The 15,362-nt window shown below is 72.5% G+C and carries 14 protein-coding genes and 2 pseudogenes; 4 read left to right on the forward strand and 12 right to left on the reverse strand.

Features of this window, described 5'->3' with window-relative positions:
• From JHN63_RS09080 to JHN63_RS09105, 6 genes and pseudogenes are all read right to left on the reverse strand, one after another.
• Positions 1-276 (reverse strand): annotated as a pseudogene (locus tag JHN63_RS09080) (pyridoxal phosphate-dependent aminotransferase); the annotation flags it as partial.
• A 53-nt stretch (positions 277-329) separates the two neighbouring features.
• Positions 330-701, reverse strand: a pseudogene (locus JHN63_RS09085) (hypothetical protein); the annotation flags it as partial.
• Between the two features lie 32 nt (positions 702-733).
• The gene (locus JHN63_RS09090) at positions 734-1,549 is read right to left on the reverse strand and encodes an RNA polymerase sigma factor SigF (RefSeq protein ID WP_200678667.1); all 816 of its coding nucleotides are present in this window, start codon (positions 1,547-1,549) and stop codon (positions 734-736) included.
• A gap of 121 nt (positions 1,550-1,670) precedes the next feature.
• Positions 1,671-1,943, reverse strand: coding sequence for a DUF6158 family protein (locus JHN63_RS09095; RefSeq protein WP_234476345.1), 273 nt, complete (start codon positions 1,941-1,943; stop codon positions 1,671-1,673).
• 31 nt (positions 1,944-1,974) lie between these two features.
• Entirely contained in the window at positions 1,975-3,594 is a 1,620-nt protein-coding gene (locus JHN63_RS09100; protein ID WP_200678669.1) for an ABC-F family ATP-binding cassette domain-containing protein, read from the reverse strand.
• A gap of 65 nt (positions 3,595-3,659) precedes the next feature.
• On the reverse strand, positions 3,660-4,331 hold the full coding sequence (locus JHN63_RS09105) for a histidine phosphatase family protein (protein ID WP_200678670.1): 672 nt from the start codon (positions 4,329-4,331) through the stop codon (positions 3,660-3,662).
• 142 nt (positions 4,332-4,473) lie between these two features.
• Here JHN63_RS09105 and JHN63_RS09110 point away from each other — a divergent pair, with 142 nt between their 5' ends.
• From JHN63_RS09110 to JHN63_RS09120, 3 genes are all read left to right on the forward strand, one after another.
• Complete coding sequence (locus JHN63_RS09110; protein WP_200678671.1) at positions 4,474-5,991, forward strand: bifunctional phosphatase PAP2/diacylglycerol kinase family protein; 1,518 nt, start codon at positions 4,474-4,476, stop codon at positions 5,989-5,991.
• A 78-nt stretch (positions 5,992-6,069) separates the two neighbouring features.
• Entirely contained in the window at positions 6,070-6,891 is an 822-nt protein-coding gene (locus tag JHN63_RS09115; RefSeq protein ID WP_200678672.1) for a class I SAM-dependent methyltransferase, read from the forward strand.
• Between the two features lie 78 nt (positions 6,892-6,969).
• The gene (locus tag JHN63_RS09120) at positions 6,970-7,317 is read left to right on the forward strand and encodes a VOC family protein (protein ID WP_200678673.1); all 348 of its coding nucleotides are present in this window, start codon (positions 6,970-6,972) and stop codon (positions 7,315-7,317) included.
• A gap of 21 nt (positions 7,318-7,338) precedes the next feature.
• Here the strand turns inward: JHN63_RS09120 and JHN63_RS09125 are convergent, their stop codons facing one another.
• Positions 7,339-9,300, reverse strand: a complete 1,962-nt coding sequence (locus JHN63_RS09125; RefSeq protein WP_200678674.1) for a DUF5107 domain-containing protein — start codon at positions 9,298-9,300, stop codon at positions 7,339-7,341.
• Between the two features lie 146 nt (positions 9,301-9,446).
• On the opposite strand from JHN63_RS09125, the gene JHN63_RS09130 reads away from it, so the two are divergent.
• A complete protein-coding gene (locus JHN63_RS09130; RefSeq protein WP_200678676.1) occupies positions 9,447-9,794 on the forward strand; it encodes a DUF6204 family protein in 348 nt (115 codons plus the stop codon).
• Here JHN63_RS09130 and JHN63_RS09135 read toward each other — a convergent pair.
• From JHN63_RS09135 to JHN63_RS09155, 5 genes are all read right to left on the reverse strand, one after another.
• The gene (locus JHN63_RS09135; protein WP_200678677.1) at positions 9,766-10,317 is read right to left on the reverse strand and encodes a GNAT family N-acetyltransferase; all 552 of its coding nucleotides are present in this window, start codon (positions 10,315-10,317) and stop codon (positions 9,766-9,768) included. The genes JHN63_RS09130 and JHN63_RS09135 overlap by 29 nt on opposite strands.
• A gap of 19 nt (positions 10,318-10,336) precedes the next feature.
• Positions 10,337-10,579, reverse strand: a complete 243-nt coding sequence (locus JHN63_RS09140) for a LapA family protein (protein ID WP_200678678.1) — start codon at positions 10,577-10,579, stop codon at positions 10,337-10,339.
• A gap of 43 nt (positions 10,580-10,622) precedes the next feature.
• Positions 10,623-12,392, reverse strand: a complete 1,770-nt coding sequence (locus JHN63_RS09145; RefSeq protein WP_200678679.1) for a CocE/NonD family hydrolase — start codon at positions 12,390-12,392, stop codon at positions 10,623-10,625.
• A gap of 79 nt (positions 12,393-12,471) precedes the next feature.
• Positions 12,472-13,404, reverse strand: coding sequence for an LD-carboxypeptidase (locus tag JHN63_RS09150; protein ID WP_200678680.1), 933 nt, complete (start codon positions 13,402-13,404; stop codon positions 12,472-12,474).
• Positions 13,401-15,353 (reverse strand): prolyl oligopeptidase family serine peptidase, encoded by a 1,953-nt coding sequence (locus JHN63_RS09155; protein ID WP_200678726.1) that lies wholly within the window; start codon positions 15,351-15,353, stop codon positions 13,401-13,403. The genes JHN63_RS09150 and JHN63_RS09155 overlap by 4 nt, the downstream gene beginning before the upstream one ends.
• Between the last annotated feature and the right edge of the window lie 9 nt (positions 15,354-15,362).

Here is a 15,362-nt window from a genome sequence, read left to right on the forward strand (position 1 = left end):
GACGTCACCGCCGAGAGCTGCGGTCAGCGCGACCAGCAGGGCGGGGGCGCCCGGGGCGGCGGCCACGCGGGGGAGGCCGGCGGGCAGGCCCCGGCGTTCGAAGTAGCCGCTCGCGGCGTCGAGCAGGGCGGGGGCGCCACCGACGGGCTGTTCCTCGGTGCGGGACGCGGCGGCGGCGAGCACGGCGGCCAGTTCGGGCAGCACGGGCAGTCCGTCGTCGGGGAACACCGGCCCGTAGCGCACGGGCCCTTGGCCCACCGCGTCCGCCTGCCGCATGGTGCCTCCGCGCAGTCCCTGGTGCAGTGCCGTGCCGTGTCCCGATCGCGCGCTCAGCGTCCCGGCGTCCGCCTGCGCAGCCGGTACACGGCGCCTCCGAAGGCGCCCGCGATCAGTACACCACCGGCGACCAGAGCCGGAACGGAGTCGGTGAAGGTACCGCCCTCCCCGGCCCGCACCCCGCGCTGGATCACGGCGACATCGTCACAGGACTCCCCCCGGGGCTCCGGGCACGGCGGCTGCCCGCCCGCGTCCCCGCGCTGCACGCTGAAGGTCGCGCTCCACGGCCTGCCCTGTCCCCCGGGCGGCGCCGGACAGGTCCCGTCGACGGTCCACGCGGGGTCCCGCCCGCTCCCGTCCCCGTCGGAGACCCGCGCGGTCCCCCGATAGGCGACTCCGGCGGCACGGTCGTCGGTGCCGGGCAGGCCCCCACCGAACGGCAGCCGACGCGCACCCTCTAGGCGGCGTCCTCCAGAACCTCTTCCCGGATCCGCCGGCAGCACCGGCTGATCAACCGGGACACATGCATCTGCGAGACCCCGAACCGCTCGGCGATCCGACTCTGCGTCATGTCCCCGAAGAACCGCAGATACAGAATCTCCCGCTCCCGCTGAGGCAGCGCGGCCAGCCGAGGCTTCACGGCCTCCCGATCGACCACGACGTCCAACGCCGGATCAGCGGAGCCGAGTACGTCCCCCAGCGCCCAGCCGTCCGCACCGCCGGAGGCCTCCGCGTCCAGCGACAGCGCGCTGAAGCTCTCCAGCGCCTCGAGCCCCACCCGCACCTCCTCCTCGGACAGCGCCGCCCGCGCGGCGAGCTCCGCCACGGTGGGCCGCCGCCCCGGCACCGTCTGGGCCAGCTCCTGTCCGGCCACCCGCACCCGGTTGCGCAGATCCTGTACCCGTCGAGGGACGTGCACCGTCCACATGTGGTCCCGGAAGTGCCGTTTGATCTCGCCGGTGATCGTCGGCACGGCATAGCTCTCGAACGCGTGGCCCCGCTCGGGGTCGTACCGGTCGACGGCCTTGACCAGCCCGAGGGCGGCGACCTGCCGCAGGTCCTCGGTGCTCTCGCCCCGGTTGCGGAACCGCCCGGCGAGCCGGTCGGCCATGGGCAGCCAGGCCTCGACGATGCGTTCGCGGACGAGGTCGCGCCGTGGGCCGGGCGGCAGTGCGGCCAGGGTGCGGAACGCCTCCGCGGTGTCGGGGGCGTCATGGTGGGAATGGCGTTTCGTGCTGGTGCTGGTGTTCGTACGAGCAGGCCGAGTGGGCATGGTGCGTCACAACTCCCTTGAGCATGCTCCGGGTTGGACGGTCACCGTCGGTGGGAACGCGATTGCGATCCAGCGCTGCACATTCGCCTGCCCCCGACCTCGGGGCACAAACCCGCGCCGCTCAGTCCCGCTCGCGTGCCCCCTGCCGGGTACGGCCGGGGGCCACGAGGCGGCGCGGGTGGCGGCGCAGGTACTCGCCCTCCAGCCGGGCCATCCGGTCGTTGTGGGCGCGCAGCGCGTCGTTCGAGCCGTACAGCAGGGTGTCGTGGCGCGTGCGGTGGATGGTCGCCAGCTCCTTCATGAGCTGGGCGTCGTCCAGGCGCGCAGGGTCGACTCCGGTCATGGTGTGCCCCGCTCGTCGAGTCTCACGGTCCTGAGACCACTCTACGAACATTCGGGCCCCGCGGCCTCCGCACTGCACGGACCTACCGCGCGCGCTCCACCCGCCGCTCGTCCCACACCGGCTCGCTCGTCTCGCGGACCTTGCCATCGGTGCCGAAGACCAGGTACCGGTCGAAGGAGCGCGCGAACCAGCGGTCGTGCGTGACGGAGAGCACCGTCCCGTCGAACGCCTCGAGGCCTTCCTGGAGGGCTTCCGCGGACTCCAGGTCGAGGTTGTCGGTGGGCTCGTCGAGGAGGAGCGCGGTGACTCCCTGGAGTTCCAGGAGCAGGATCTGGAAGCGGGCCTGCTGCCCGCCGGAGAGCCGGTCGAAGCTCTGCTCGGCCTGCCCGGTCAGCTCGTAGCGACGCAGTCGGGACATGGCGGGGCCCTGCGCCTGCGCGTGTTCCTTCCACAGGATGTCGAGGAGGGTGCGGCCCTGGAGTTCGGGGTGGGCGTGGGTCTGCGCGAAGTGGCCGGCCACGACGCGCGCGCCGAGCTTCCACTCCCCCGTGTGCTTCACGTCGTCGCCGGCGAGGAGGCGCAGGAAGTGCGACTTGCCCGAGCCGTTCGAGCCGAGGACGGCGACGCGTTCGCCGTAGAAGACCTCCAGGTCGAAGGGTTTCATCAGGCCGGTGAGTTCAAGTCCCTTGCAGGTGACGGCTCTTACGCCGGTGCGGCCGCCCTTGATGCGCATGGTGATGTCCTGCTCGCGGGGCGGCTCGGGCGGCGGGCCCGCCTCCTCGAACTTGCGCAGACGGGTCTGGGCGGCGGCGTAGCGGGACGCCAACTCGTGGGAGATGGACGCCGCCTGACGGAGGTTCAGGACGAGCTTCTTCAACTGGGCGTGCTTCTCGTCCCAGCGGCGGCGCAACTCCTCGAAGCGGGCGAAGCGTTCGCGCCGGGCCTCGTGGTAGGTGGCGAAGCCGGCGCCGTGCACCCAGGCGTCGGCGCCGGTCGGCGAGGGCTCCACGGAGACGATCTTCTCGGCGGCGCGGGCGAGAAGTTCACGGTCGTGGGAGACGAACAGGACCGTCTTGCGGGTCTCCTTGAGCCGCTCCTCCAGCCAGCGCTTGCCGGGCACGTCGAGGTAGTTGTCGGGCTCGTCGAGCAGCAGCACCTCCTCGCTCCCGCGCAGCAGCGCCTCCAGCACGAGCCGCTTCTGCTCACCGCCGGAGAGCGTGCTCACCTGCCGGAACTGCGCCTTGTCGTACGGCACTCCGAGCGCGGCCATGGTGCACATGTCCCACAGCGTCTCGAACTCGTAGCCGTGCACCTCGGCCCAGTCGGACAGGGCCTGCGCGTAGGCGAGTTGGGCCGCCTCGTCGTCGACGGTCATGATGCCGTGCTCGGCCCTGTCGACCTCGGCCGCGACCTCACGGATACGCGGCGGAGCGACCGACACGAGCAGGTCTCGTACGGTCGTCTCGTCGCGTACGGAGCCGACGAACTGGCGCATCACGCCCAGGCCGCCGCTCACGGTGACCGTCCCGCCGTGCGGTTTCAGCTCGCCGGAGATCAGTCGCAGCAGGGTCGTCTTGCCCGCGCCGTTGGGCCCGACCAGGGCGACCACGGCGCCTTCGCCGACCCGGAAGGACACATCGCCGAGGAGCGGCCTCCCGTCGGGGAGGTAGTACTCGAGGTGTGCGGCTTCCAGATGTCCCATGACCACGCATTCTGTGGGGCGGCCTCGCGGCCGGGCAAACCCTTATTGTGCCCGCCAGGGCCTCGCTACGGCTTCTGGTCCTCGTCGAGGGGCTGTCCGGTCGGGCCGCCGTCGGTGTCCGGTCCGGCCGTCTCCACCAGGGCGCCCTCCCAGGACAGGGCCTTCCAGCCGTCGGCCGGGGAACCGTCCAGGATCACGATGCCCGTGTTGTCGAGGGGGCGGGCGGCGGCGAAGGTCACGTCGATGTTGTCGGCGCGGGCGCAGGTCCACATCCGGATCGCGGCGCCGTGGCTGATCACGGCGACGGTGTCGGCGCCGCTGTCCGCGGCCTCGGCGATCACGCCGTCGTAGCGGGCGAGGGCCTCGGTGCCGCTCTCGCCGCCCGGCATCCGCAGCTCCGTGTCACCGGCGGCCCACGCGAACACGATCCGCATGTACTCGTGGCCGGGCTCGGAGTCGCCGGGCAGCATCTCCAGGTCACCGGCGGTGAGCTCGCGGATGCCGTCGCGGACGCGGACGTCGAGGCCGCGGGCGGCGGCCAGCGGGGCCGCGGTCTGCTGGGTGCGGGTCAGGGTGGAGGCGTAGAGCGCGTCGATGTCCTCGTCGGCGAGGGCCTCGGGGAGGGCGGCGGCCTGGCGGCGGCCCAGGTCGGTCAGCTCCGCGCCGGGGACGGCCGTGTCAAGGAGGTAGGCCACGTTGGCCGTCGTCTGGCCATGGCGTATGAGGAGCAGGCGCATACGGGGGTCCTTTGGTGAAACGGTCCGCCGACGGTCGAATCGGGTCGTCTGCGGTCGGGACGATACGGCCGGCCGATGGTCGAAACGGTTCGCCGACGGTCCGCCGGGCAGCAAACGGCCATTTCAGGGTACCCGGCACCGCATGAGCCCCGATGTCGACCTCACGGTCCCCCTGCCCGGCCGGCACGCCCTGCGTGACTGGCTGCACTCCCTGGACAGCCGTCTCTTCGAGGCGGCGGCCGAGCGGAACTGGCCCGCCGGCGAGCCGGTGCTGCCCCGGCTGAGCCGGAGCGCCAACCACGGTGTGCTGTGGTTCGCGACGGCCGCCGCGGTGGCCGCGAGCCGTACGCCGCGCGCCCGCCGGGCCGCCGCCCGGGGCATCGCCTCGCTGAGCCTGGCCTCCTTCGCCATCAACACGATCGGCAAGCGGACCGTGCGCCGCCACCGGCCGTCCCTGGACCCGGTCCCGCTCGTACGGCAGCTGAAGCGGCAGCCGATCACCACGTCGTTCCCGTCCGGGCACGCGGCGTCGGCGGCGGCCTTCGCGACCGGGGTGGCGCTGGAGTCGCCCGCCTGGGGTGCCGTGGTCGCGCCGGTCGCGTTCTCGGTCGCCCTGTCCCGTGTGTACACCGGTGTCCACTTCCCGAGCGACGTGCTGGCGGGCGCCGCCCTGGGCGCGTGCGCGGCGTTCGCGGTGCGCGGCATGGTGCCGACCCGGGGGAAGATCGTGCCGCCGGCCCGCGCCCGCGCGGAGGTCCCGGCGCTGGCGGACGGCGAGGGTCTGGTGATGGTGGTCAACGCGGCGTCGGGCACCTCGGACCGGGCGGCCGCGCTGACGGACCTGCTGCCCGGCGCGGAGCTCGTCGTCTGCGAACCGGCCGACATACGGACCGAGTTGGAGAAGGCGGCGGCCCGCGCCCGGGTGCTCGGGGTGTGCGGCGGCGACGGCACGGTGAACGCGGCGGCCGAGGTCGCCCTGCGCCACGGCCTGCCCCTCGCGGTCCTCCCGGGCGGCACCCTCAACCACTTCGCCTACGACCTCGGCGTGGAGGGTCCGCGCGATCTGAGCCGGGCGCTCCAGCAGGGCGACGCGGTCCGTGTGGACGTCGGCCGGTTCTCGTCCGGCGCCGGCCGGGGCATCTTCCTCAACACCCTGAGCCTGGGCGTCTATCCGGAGCTGGTGCGCGAGCGGGAGCACTGGGCGCCCCGGATCGGCGGCTGGCCGGCCGGTGTGGTCGCGGCGCTGCGGGTGCTGCGCGCGGACCGGCATCCGCTGGAGGCCGAACTCGGCGGCCGTGTCCGCCCGTTGTGGCTGCTGTTCGCCGGCAACGGCACCTATCACCGGATGGGTGTCGCGTCCGGCCGCCGGGTGGACCTGGCGGACGGGCGGCTCGACATCCGGATCGTGCACGGCGGCCGCAGGCCCGCGCTACGGCTGCTCGCGGCGGCCCTCGCCGGCCCGTTCACCCGTTCCCCCGCCCAGGCGGCGGCCCAGGTGCACCGACTGCGACTGAGCGGTCTGGCCCCCGGCACGCTGCTCGCCTTCGACGGCGAAGTCACGGACGTGGAGGGCGAGTTGACGCTGGAGGAGCAGCCCGAGGCGCTGACGGTGTACCGGCCCCTGACCGAGTCCCTGATCACCCGTCAGTCCACATCGTAAAACGCAGGTCTCATCATGCGACATGCGCGCGTACCGTTCCGTCTACGAGGAAGAAGACGCGAAGGGGTAGGTAGAGCCATGCCGAAACCGCAGGAGACCGCCGTCTACACACACGGGCACCACGAGTCCGTACTGCGTTCACACACCCAGCGGACCGCCGTCAACTCGGCCTCCTACCTGCTCGGTTCGCTGAAGCCGCACATGAAGATCCTGGACATCGGCTGCGGCCCGGGCACCATCACCGCCGACCTGGCGGCGCTGGTCCCGGACGGCTCCGTCACCGGCGTCGACCGCGAGCCGGGCATCCTGGACCAGGCCCGCGCCACCGCCGAACAACGCGGCCTGACCAACGTCGACTTCGCGGTCGCCGACGTCCACGCCCTGGACTACCCGGACGACACCTTCTGCGTGGTCCATGCCCATCAGGTGCTCCAGCACGTGGGCGATCCGGTGCAGGCGCTGCGTGAGATGGTGCGGGTGACCAAGCCGGGCGGGTTCATCGCCGCCCGCGACGGGGACTACGCGGTGATGACCTGGTACCCGCAGGTGCCGGGGCTGGACGACTGGCTGGACCTGTACCGCCGGGTGGCCCGCGCCAACGGGGGCGAGCCGGATGCCGGACGCCGTCTCAAATCGTGGGCACTGCGGGCGGGGCTGAGCGACATCACGGCCACGTCGAGCACCTGGACGTTCCACACTCCGGACGAGCGGGCCTGGTGGAGCGGTCTGTGGGCGGACCGTACCGTCGCGTCCTCGTACGCGGGGGTCGCGACCGAGGGCGGCCATGCGACCCCCGAGGAGCTGCGCGCCATCGCCGACGCCTGGCGGGAGTGGGGGAAGCAGGAGGACGGCTGGTTCGCCGTGCTGCACGGCGAGATCCTGGGCCGCAAGGTCGTCTGAGGACGCCTGTGACGCAGCAGGGCCGGGATCGTCCGAAAGGATCACCACGGCCGGGCCGTCCCAACTAGGCTCGTCCGTATGGACATTCTGGGAGCCACGCTGCGTATCTGCGTCGACGACCTGGAGACCGCCGTCCCCTTCTACGAACGCCTCACGGGCGCCCCGGCGCTCCGTTTCGAGCGCGGTGGGGTGTCGGTGGCCGCGGTCGGGTTCTTCCTGCTGATGAGCGGTCCCGAGGCGGAGTTGGAGGTGCTGCGCAAGGTCTCGGCGACGATCGCCGTCAAGGACGTCGACGAGGCGCACACGCTCCTGACCGAACTCGGCGCCCGGATCGTCGCGGGCCCGCTGGCGACACCGGTGGGGCGCAATCTGATCGCGGTGCATCCGGACGGGACGGTGTACGAGTACGTGGACCGGCGGGACTGACCCGCCGGTCCACGGCCCGTCTCAGGGTGTTTCCGGCCGCATGCGGAAGTCGTAGCGGCCGGGCAGTGGTTCGTCGGTGAGGCGGGCCCAGAGGCGGCCGATCGACTCGGCGCCCTCGCGCAGGTCGGCCACCTCGAAGCCCTCGCCGAAGACCGCCCAGGCGTCGTCCCGATGGCCTTCGGCGAGCAGCAACTCCGCCTGGAGCAGCAGGAATCGGCCACGTTCACGAGTGCCGGGATGCAGCATCTCCCACACGGCGCGGGCGTCAGCCGTGCGCCGGACCCGCAGCAGTGCCTCGACCGCCTCGCGGCCGAGCGCGGCCGTGGCGGCGGTCCATCGCTCCCCGGTGTCGCGCCGCTCGTGGCACAGGTCGGCGAAGGCCTCGTTGTACCGGTCGGCGGCCCGCTCGTGGTTGCCCGCCTCCTGGTCCGCCACGGCCAGGCAGCGGAGCAACGGCCAGAGGGACGGGGCGAGTTCGAGTGCCCGCTCCCAACTGCGCACCGCCTGCGCCCGATCGCCGGCGTGCCACTGCGCTATGCCGAGGTGGTACTCGGTGAGCGGGGTCGCGGGCGCCGTCTCCAGCATGTCCCGCCAGTGCGGGGCGACCAGTGTCTCGCCGGGCGGCCGGACCCGGCGCGGCTCGGGCAGGACCCCGCTGCGCAGCAGATCGGCCCAGGGTGCCTGGGCCTCACCGAGCGTGGACTCCTCGAAGGGCGTGCCGGGCAACTTCCAGTCCGTACGCAGGACTTCGAGGGCGCCCCAGCCGGAGCCGGTGGCGAGGATCTCACCGGGTTCGGTGTCGGCGTACGGCTTCCAGGCGGTGTGGGCGGCGTCCAGGTCGGCGCGGGGCAGGGCGACTTCGAGCCGCGCCTCGACGCCGTCCACGACGGTGGACCACTCCCCCTCCGCCTGCGCGTCGAGCGGTCCGTACGCCTCCAGCCAGGACACCTCGCTCTCGGGGTCGAGCCGTACGTGCTCCAACTGGGTGCGGGCCAGGCCTGCTTGGATCTCGCAGTAGCCTCCGGTGCCCGGCTCGGTGAGCCACTCCTGCCAGCGCCGGCCACCGCTGCCCGTGCCCCACACGAAGAGTTTCCGGCCGCGCAGCGCGTCGGTGGACGTCTGCACCAGCCCGTGCCCGTCCGCGTCGAGCGCGGCGATCCAGCGGCGCCGTCCGTCCGGCAGGTCGTAGAAGTAGTCGGCGGCGTAAGGGCTGTTGAGGGGGTACGTCCGGTCCACTCCGTCGTACGACGGCACGGGCACCCGGCGCAGTCGCCGCTCGTAGCCGAAGTGCCAGGCCTCCTCCGCCGGTGCGAGGACCCGGCGTTCCTCCGGTACCGCGATGTTGGACCACCAGTAGGTGGGCGCGGGCCTCTCGTGCGGGTTGCGGATGCGGACGCCGACGTAGAGGAAGTCGGAGCCGTCCGGGAGCCAGAGGTCGACCTGGAAGGGGAGGTCGCGCAGGCGTTCCCACTCCCACAGGCGGAGCATCTCGCCGCCGTCGGGGGCGGGGACGCGGGCGGCGTGCAGGGGGGCGCAGGAGAGGGTGGTGTGGCCGGTGGCGCCGATGTTCCACTCGATGCCGCCGGAGAACCAGGCACCGTTGAGGGCGAAGTTCGCGGGCTGCAACACGGGGTTGCGGTACAGGAGTTCACGGTCGGTGGGCTTGTGGACGAGGGAGGCGATGCGGCCGCCGAGGGCGGGGAGGACGGTGGCGCGCAGCCGGTCGTTCTCGATCACGAGGGCGTCGATCCGGCGCGGTGTGCGGTGTCGGTCGTAGCCGTCCCGGACGCGGGTGGGCAGCAGGCTGCGGAGCGGTTCGTAGCCGACCTGGCGGGCCATGTCACGCGGGAGGTTCTCGCGGTCCCGGTGGTCAATACGGTGCGCCTCGTCGAGGGGACGCAGTGGGGGCAGCGGGTTGTCCGGACCCAACTCGGCGGTGGGCAGGGTCAGTACCTCACGTCGGATCGTCGTCACGATCACCATGGAACCCGGCAACGGGGGTGGTGGCCAGAGGCGCAGCCGGTCAGGATTCCGCAAAGGCGGAAGCACGGGGAAATTCCGCGTGCGGTTCGTCCGCGCCGACGTAGAGTCGGGCGATCGACGGCACGGCGCGAGGAGTGGAACGGCGGATGGGCGAGCAGCACACGTACCGGGTGATCGTCCGGGGCACCTGGGACGCGCTGACCGAGGAGGCGCGGCAGCGGCTGCTGGGCGAGGCGGCGGAGCACGGGATGCTCAGCATGCGGTTCGCCGAGGAGGGCTCGCTCAGTTACGAGCCGGCGCCGCTCAAGCACTTCTCCTGGCGGTATGTGGTGGTGTCGGACTCGGCGGACGGCCCGGAGATGGCGGCGGCGCTCGCGGAGGACCGCGCCGAGACCGCGCTGAAGGACCTCGGCTACGGCTTCCGTGACCTGAGGTCGACGGTGACGGACCTGGACACGATGAAGGTCAACCGGAAGTCCGCATCTCGGCGGTGATCGCCCAGCGCTCGTGGTCGCGCCACGCGCCGTCGATGTAGATCATGTCCGGCGAGAAGCCTTCGAGCCGGAAACCGCAGGTGCGGGCGAGGGCGATCGAGGCGGCGTTGGTGGGCTGCACATTGATCTCCAGCCGGTGCAGCCGCATCGGCCCGAAGGCGTGCCCCACCACGAGGTTCATCCCCTCGCGCATCAGCCCGCGCCCGGACGCGTGCGCGAAGGCGCCGTATCCCAGGGCGCCGCACCGGAAGCCGCCCTCGACGATGTTGTTGATGTTGATGAACCCGGCGATGCCCCCGCCGTCCACCTCGCACACCAGGAACCCGGCCTTGGCCGGGTCCTGGATCAGCCGCCGTGCGTAGGCGGTGTACGCGTCCCCGTCGGCCGGCGGGAACAGCCACGGCTGGTGCAGATCCTTGCTCTCCCGGACCCGTGCGGTGAACTCGGCGCCGTCCTCGTAGGTGAAGTGGCGGATGCCCACGCGGGGGCCCTCGGCGAGATAGCGGGATGCGGTGTGCGGCATCCGGTCACCCTAGTGCCGGCTACCGGCGCCGGCGCATGAAATACCACCCGCACAGGGCGCCGATGACCGCCGTGCCCAGCAGCGCCATCCACAGGGGCATGGTGACCTCGGGGATCAGCAGGCGGATCTTCGTGGCGCGGGTGTTCTCGAAGATGAAGATCAGGGCCAGGACGGCGAGCAGCAGAACGGTGATCCGGGCGGGCGTCAGCACGCGTTCCCGCCGGCCGGTCCCGCCTGCGCTCTCGGTGGTCTTCGGGCTCATGCCTCCAGGGTGAGCCCGAATCGGCCATCACGCACGGTGAGGCTCAGTCCGCGACGACCGGCAGCTCCAGCACCCCCGTGTCCCGCGGCGAGCTGACCACCGTGACCGGCTTGATCCCCCGGTTCCCGATGTACGCGTCGTCGCTCGCCGCGATCACGAACCGCAGCCGGTGCCCCTTCGCGAACCGGTGCACGATCCCCGGCAGCGCGACCGTGAAGCGCTTCGTGACGTCCGGCACGCGGACAGGAGCGACCAAGCGGTGGACAAGGGTCTCGGTGCCGTCGGGCGCGAGATCGTAGAGCTTGGCGAAGAGGACGAGCCTGTCGGCGGCGTCGCCTGAGTTCTGCACGCGGCGCGCGGCCGGCGAGACCACCTTGAGTGTCGCCTTCGGGGCGCCCACGACGTCCGTCGTGCGGGTCAGGGGTGCGCCGGTCCAGCCGAGGAAGGTGCCACGGGTGTCGTACGGTGCCGGGTCCGGCAGGCCGGTCATCGCGCTCAGCGAGTTCTCCGAATGGCTCGTGGCGACAGGCCGGTTGACGTACTCACGGCTGCCACGCACCACCTTCGCCCGGTCGCCCACCAGCCTGCCGTCGCCGGACAGGTACAACTTCTGCTCGAGAGAAGGGAGTTGGTCCGCCGTGGCATAGGTGTCGGCCGGGTCGGTGATCCAGTCGCGGTAGTACGCGAAGGCCGGTCCGGTGTCCACGTCCGTCCGCCCGCGCAGATGGCGGTCGAACCAGGCCGCGATCCGCCGCCCGACATAGCTCGACTCCAACTCGCCCCGGCCGAGGTCGAGTTCACCGGCGGCCGCCCCACCACTGTGCCCCGACGACTGCCAGATCATCTCCGCCGTCGTCCCCTGCGCCTTCAGGGTCCTGTACGTCGCCGTCGCCTCGTTGAGGTTGAACAGGCTGTCGGCCTGCCCCTGGACGAGGAGCGTCGGCGCCTTGACCCGCTTCAGATACGACACCGGCGAGATACTGTGGGCGTACCCGAGCACGTCCGCCGTCGCCTTCGCCGAATACTTCCCGGAGTTCAGTGTGCGGATCAGGGCGCAGGCCTTGCTGACGAAGTGGGCGCAGGCGAGGGAGCCGATCCGGGTCGGATCGAGGCCCGGTGCGGTCAGGGGCCGCTTCTCGCCCATGAGGTAGAAGCCGTTGGTCCACTGCCACTTGAAGACTCCGGGCACGCTCCCGCCGTTGTCGGGGTCGAGGGAGTACGCCAGGTCGTGCCAGGTGACCATGGGGACGAGCGCGTCCACCCGGTGGTCCACGGCGGCCGTCGCCAACTGGACGGCGCCGCCGTACGATCCGCCGATCATGCCGACCCGGGGGTCCCCCCGCGCGTCGAGGGTCACGAAGTCCGCCCTGGTCCCGTCGTCGGCGGCGTGGGTGCCCGCGAGGAAGTCGACCAGTCCCGACGCTGCCGTACCGTCGATGTCCGGGTCGTCGAGCGAGATGAGACAGCCCGACTTCCCGAAACCCAGCCCGGAGTAGACGAGTCCGACGTAGCCGCGCCGTGCGAAGGTCCCGCCGATGGCGTCGGTGGACCCGTCGGACTTGCTGCCGCCGAAGCCGTTGGTCGCCAGTACGGCGGGCGCGGGGTGGGCGCGGTCCACGCCCGCGGGCCGGTACAGGTCTGCGTCGACCGCGCAGTCCCGGCCGCCCGCGCGGACGGTGAACCTCAGTGCGGTGACGGTGTATCGGTCCGTCGCGGCCGCACGGCCGGCGAGCGCGAACGGTGCGGTGAGGGTGAGCGGTGCGGTGAGCGCGAGAGCCAGCGCGGCGCGGATTCCGGGCACACGACGGAACACAGGGGACCTCCACAGTGAGGACAACCCGACGGAGAGGAAAGGGAGTTCGCCGGCAGCGGCACGACAGGCGGGCGGGCGGCTACCGCAGCGCGGGCTCGTCCAGCGTCAACGTGCCCGCGTCCGCGTCCAGTTCGGCCGCCACGCCCAGCGGTATCGTCAACGCCCCCTCGCAGTGCCCGAACCCGAACTCCTCCACCACCGGCACCCCGAGCCCGCCGAGCCGGTCGACCAGCACCGGGCGCAGCTTCTCGTACGGCCCGCAGCCCGCCCAGGAGCCGAGCGCGATCCCGGCGACGCCGTCCAGCCAGCCGCCGCGCAGGAGTTGGGTCAGCATCCGGTCGACGCGGTACGGCTGTTCGCCGACGTCCTCGATGAGCAGCAGTCCGCCGCGCGCACCGGCCATCGCGTGCGGGGTGCCGAGGTCGGTGGCGAGCAGGGCCAGGCATCCGCCGAGCGTGACGCCCCGGGCCCGTCCCGGCACCAGCACTCCGCCCCCGTCCGGGTCGGCCCGAACGGTCCGCACGGATTCCGGGTCGAAGAGGGTCGCCCTCAAGTGCTCCTGTGTGCGGGTGTTCTTGACGAAGTCGGCGCCGGCCGCGGCGGGCCCGTACAGGGTGACCAGGCCGAGCCGGGTGGCGAACGCCTGGTGCAGCACGGTGGGGTCGCTGAAGCCGACGAACACCTTCGGTCCGGCGGCGCGCATCGCCTCCCAGTCGAGGAGGTCGACGACGCGCTGCACGCCGTAGCCGCCGCGGGCGCACAGGACGGCGGCCACGGACGGGTCGCACCAGGCGTTCTGCAGATCGGCCGCGCGGTCGGCGTCGGTGCCCGCCAGATAGCCCAACTCGCCGTGCCGGTCGCGCACATGGGGTGCCACGACCGGGTCGAGGCCCCAGCCGCGCAGGATGTCGAGGCCCGCCTCAAGCCGTTCCTCGGACACCGGGCCGCTGGGCGCGACCACGGCGACGCGGGCGCCGGGGGCGAGTCGGAACGGCCGGACGAGTGCGGTCACTTGGTGAGCTCCAGGGTCGGGATGCCGGGCGGTCGGAGGCCGAAGACCTGTGCGTACAGGGAGAGTTCGGACTCCAGGCAGCGGATCACGGTGTCGGCGCGGCGGAAGCCGTGGCCCTCGCCCTCGAACGCGAGGTAGGCGTGCGGCACTTGGCGTCCGCGCATCTGTTCCAGGAGGCGTTCGCACTGGACGGGCGGGCAGATCACGTCGGCGAGTCCCTGCAGCAGCAGGAAGGGCGCGGTGATGCGGTCGGCGTGCTCGACGGGTGAGCGCTCGGTGTACCGGGCCGGCACCTCGGCGAGGGGTCCGACCAGGGTCTCCAGGTAGCGCGACTCGAAGTCGTGGGTCTCGCCCGAGGCCCAGTTGGCCAGGTCGAGGACGGGATACTTGATGGTGCCGCAGGCGTAGACGTCGGTCGTCACGAGGGACGCGGCGCTGGTCCAGCCGCCCGCGCTGCCGCCCCGGACGGCGAGCCGGGCGCGGTCGGCGGTGCCCTCGGCGGCGAGGGCGAGGGCGACGGCGGCGCAGTCCTCGACGTCGACGACACCCCACTGCTCGCGCAGCCGGTTGCGGTACTCCCGGCCGTGTCCGGTGGAGCCGCCGTAGTTGACCTCGGCGACGCCGATGCCGCGCGAGGTGAAGTAGGCGATCTCCAGGTCGAGGACGAGGGCCGACCGACTGGTGGGTCCGCCGTGCGCCCAGATGACGTACGGCGGCAGTTCGTTGCCGGGTGCGGCGCAACTCGGGCTGTGCGGTGGGTAGATGTGGGCGTGGATGTCGCGTCCGGCGGGGCCGGTGAAGGTGCGGATCTGCGGTTCGGGGTAGTGCGCGGGGTCCACGGGGTCGTCGTGGGCGGCGCCGATCACCCGTGCTCTGCCGGTGCGGGTGTCGAGTTCGACGACCTCGTAGGCGCTGCGCGGGCTGGCTCCGACGCCGACGATCCGCTCACCGTGCACCGCGAGGGTGGAGGCGAACTCGGTCCAGGGGCCGGCCGCGTCGACGACCTCACCGGTCTCCGGGTCCAGGACGCCGAGCAGGGCGGCGCCCCGGCCGTGCACGACGGCGATCAGGCCGCACTCCAGCGGTGCGAACCAGCGCTGGCCGAGCTTCCACAGCGGTCCGCCGAACTCCTCCTCGCGCGGGCACACCGGCTCGTGGTCGCGGTAGAGGTTCCACCAGCCGGTGCGGTCGCTGGCGTACAGCAGCGAGCCGTCGCATCCCCAGTCGACCTGCGCGATCGACTCCTCGGGGCCGCCGGCGACGGTCCGCGGCTCCCCGAACGTGCCGTCGTCCGTCACGTCGGCAAGCAGCAACTCCGTGCCGTCCCACGGCATCCGGGGATGATCCCAGGCGAGCCAGGCCGCCTTCCGCCCGTCGGGCGAGACACACGGCCCGGACACGAACCGGTGCCGGTCGTCGGTGAGTTCGCGTACGGCGCCCCGGTCCTCGGCGGCGGATCCGTCCAGCGGGACGGCGGCCAGGACGCGCCGTACGGCACCGGGTCCGTCGCCGGTGAACTCCTCCAGCACGCACCACACTTCACCCAGGTCCGGGCGCAACTGCGGTTCCGCCCAGCGGAGTCCGCCGCCCAGCCGCGACACGGGGGTGAGCGGGCGCGGCTCGCTTCCGGGGTCGTAGCGGTACAGGCGCTGGTCGGCGAAGTTCACGAACACCACGAGGGGTTGGCCGTTGCGCACCGCGCCGGTCCAGGGCCGGCCGCCGTACTCGATGACACGTGTGCGGACGTTCCACGGCGCGGGCAGCACCGATTCCTCGGAGCCGTCCGCGCGCCCGCGCACCAGGGTGCGGCGGCCGCCCTCGGTGGGCCGTGGTTCGGTCCACCAGGCCTCGTCGCCGACGAAACCGACCCACTCGGGGTGTCCGTCGTGGGCGGCGGCGAGCGCCGCGTCGATGGGCGAGGGCCACGAGCCGTACGCCAACGTCTGCACGTTCTCCCC

This window comes from Streptomyces sp. MBT65, from assembly GCF_016612545.1.
Lineage (GTDB): Bacteria > Actinomycetota > Actinomycetes > Streptomycetales > Streptomycetaceae > Streptomyces.

Bases quoted from the DNA above. Each gene is read 5' to 3' on its own strand.
- JHN63_RS09090 (WP_200678667.1), bottom strand. From the start codon at position 1,549: ATGCCCACTCGGCCTGCTCGTACGAACACCAGCACCAGCACGAAACGC.
- JHN63_RS09095 (WP_234476345.1), bottom strand. From the start codon at position 1,943: ATGTTCGTAGAGTGGTCTCAGGACCGTGAGACTCGACGAGCGGGGCAC.
- JHN63_RS09100 (WP_200678669.1), bottom strand. From the start codon at position 3,594: ATGGGACATCTGGAAGCCGCACACCTCGAGTACTACCTCCCCGACGGG.
- JHN63_RS09105 (WP_200678670.1), bottom strand. From the start codon at position 4,331: ATGCGCCTGCTCCTCATACGCCATGGCCAGACGACGGCCAACGTGGCC.
- JHN63_RS09110 (WP_200678671.1), top strand. From the start codon at position 4,474: ATGAGCCCCGATGTCGACCTCACGGTCCCCCTGCCCGGCCGGCACGCC.
- JHN63_RS09115 (WP_200678672.1), top strand. From the start codon at position 6,070: ATGCCGAAACCGCAGGAGACCGCCGTCTACACACACGGGCACCACGAG.
- JHN63_RS09120 (WP_200678673.1), top strand. From the start codon at position 6,970: ATGGACATTCTGGGAGCCACGCTGCGTATCTGCGTCGACGACCTGGAG.
- JHN63_RS09125 (WP_200678674.1), bottom strand. From the start codon at position 9,300: ATGGTGATCGTGACGACGATCCGACGTGAGGTACTGACCCTGCCCACC.
- JHN63_RS09130 (WP_200678676.1), top strand. From the start codon at position 9,447: ATGGGCGAGCAGCACACGTACCGGGTGATCGTCCGGGGCACCTGGGAC.
- JHN63_RS09135 (WP_200678677.1), bottom strand. From the start codon at position 10,317: ATGCCGCACACCGCATCCCGCTATCTCGCCGAGGGCCCCCGCGTGGGC.
- JHN63_RS09140 (WP_200678678.1), bottom strand. From the start codon at position 10,579: ATGAGCCCGAAGACCACCGAGAGCGCAGGCGGGACCGGCCGGCGGGAA.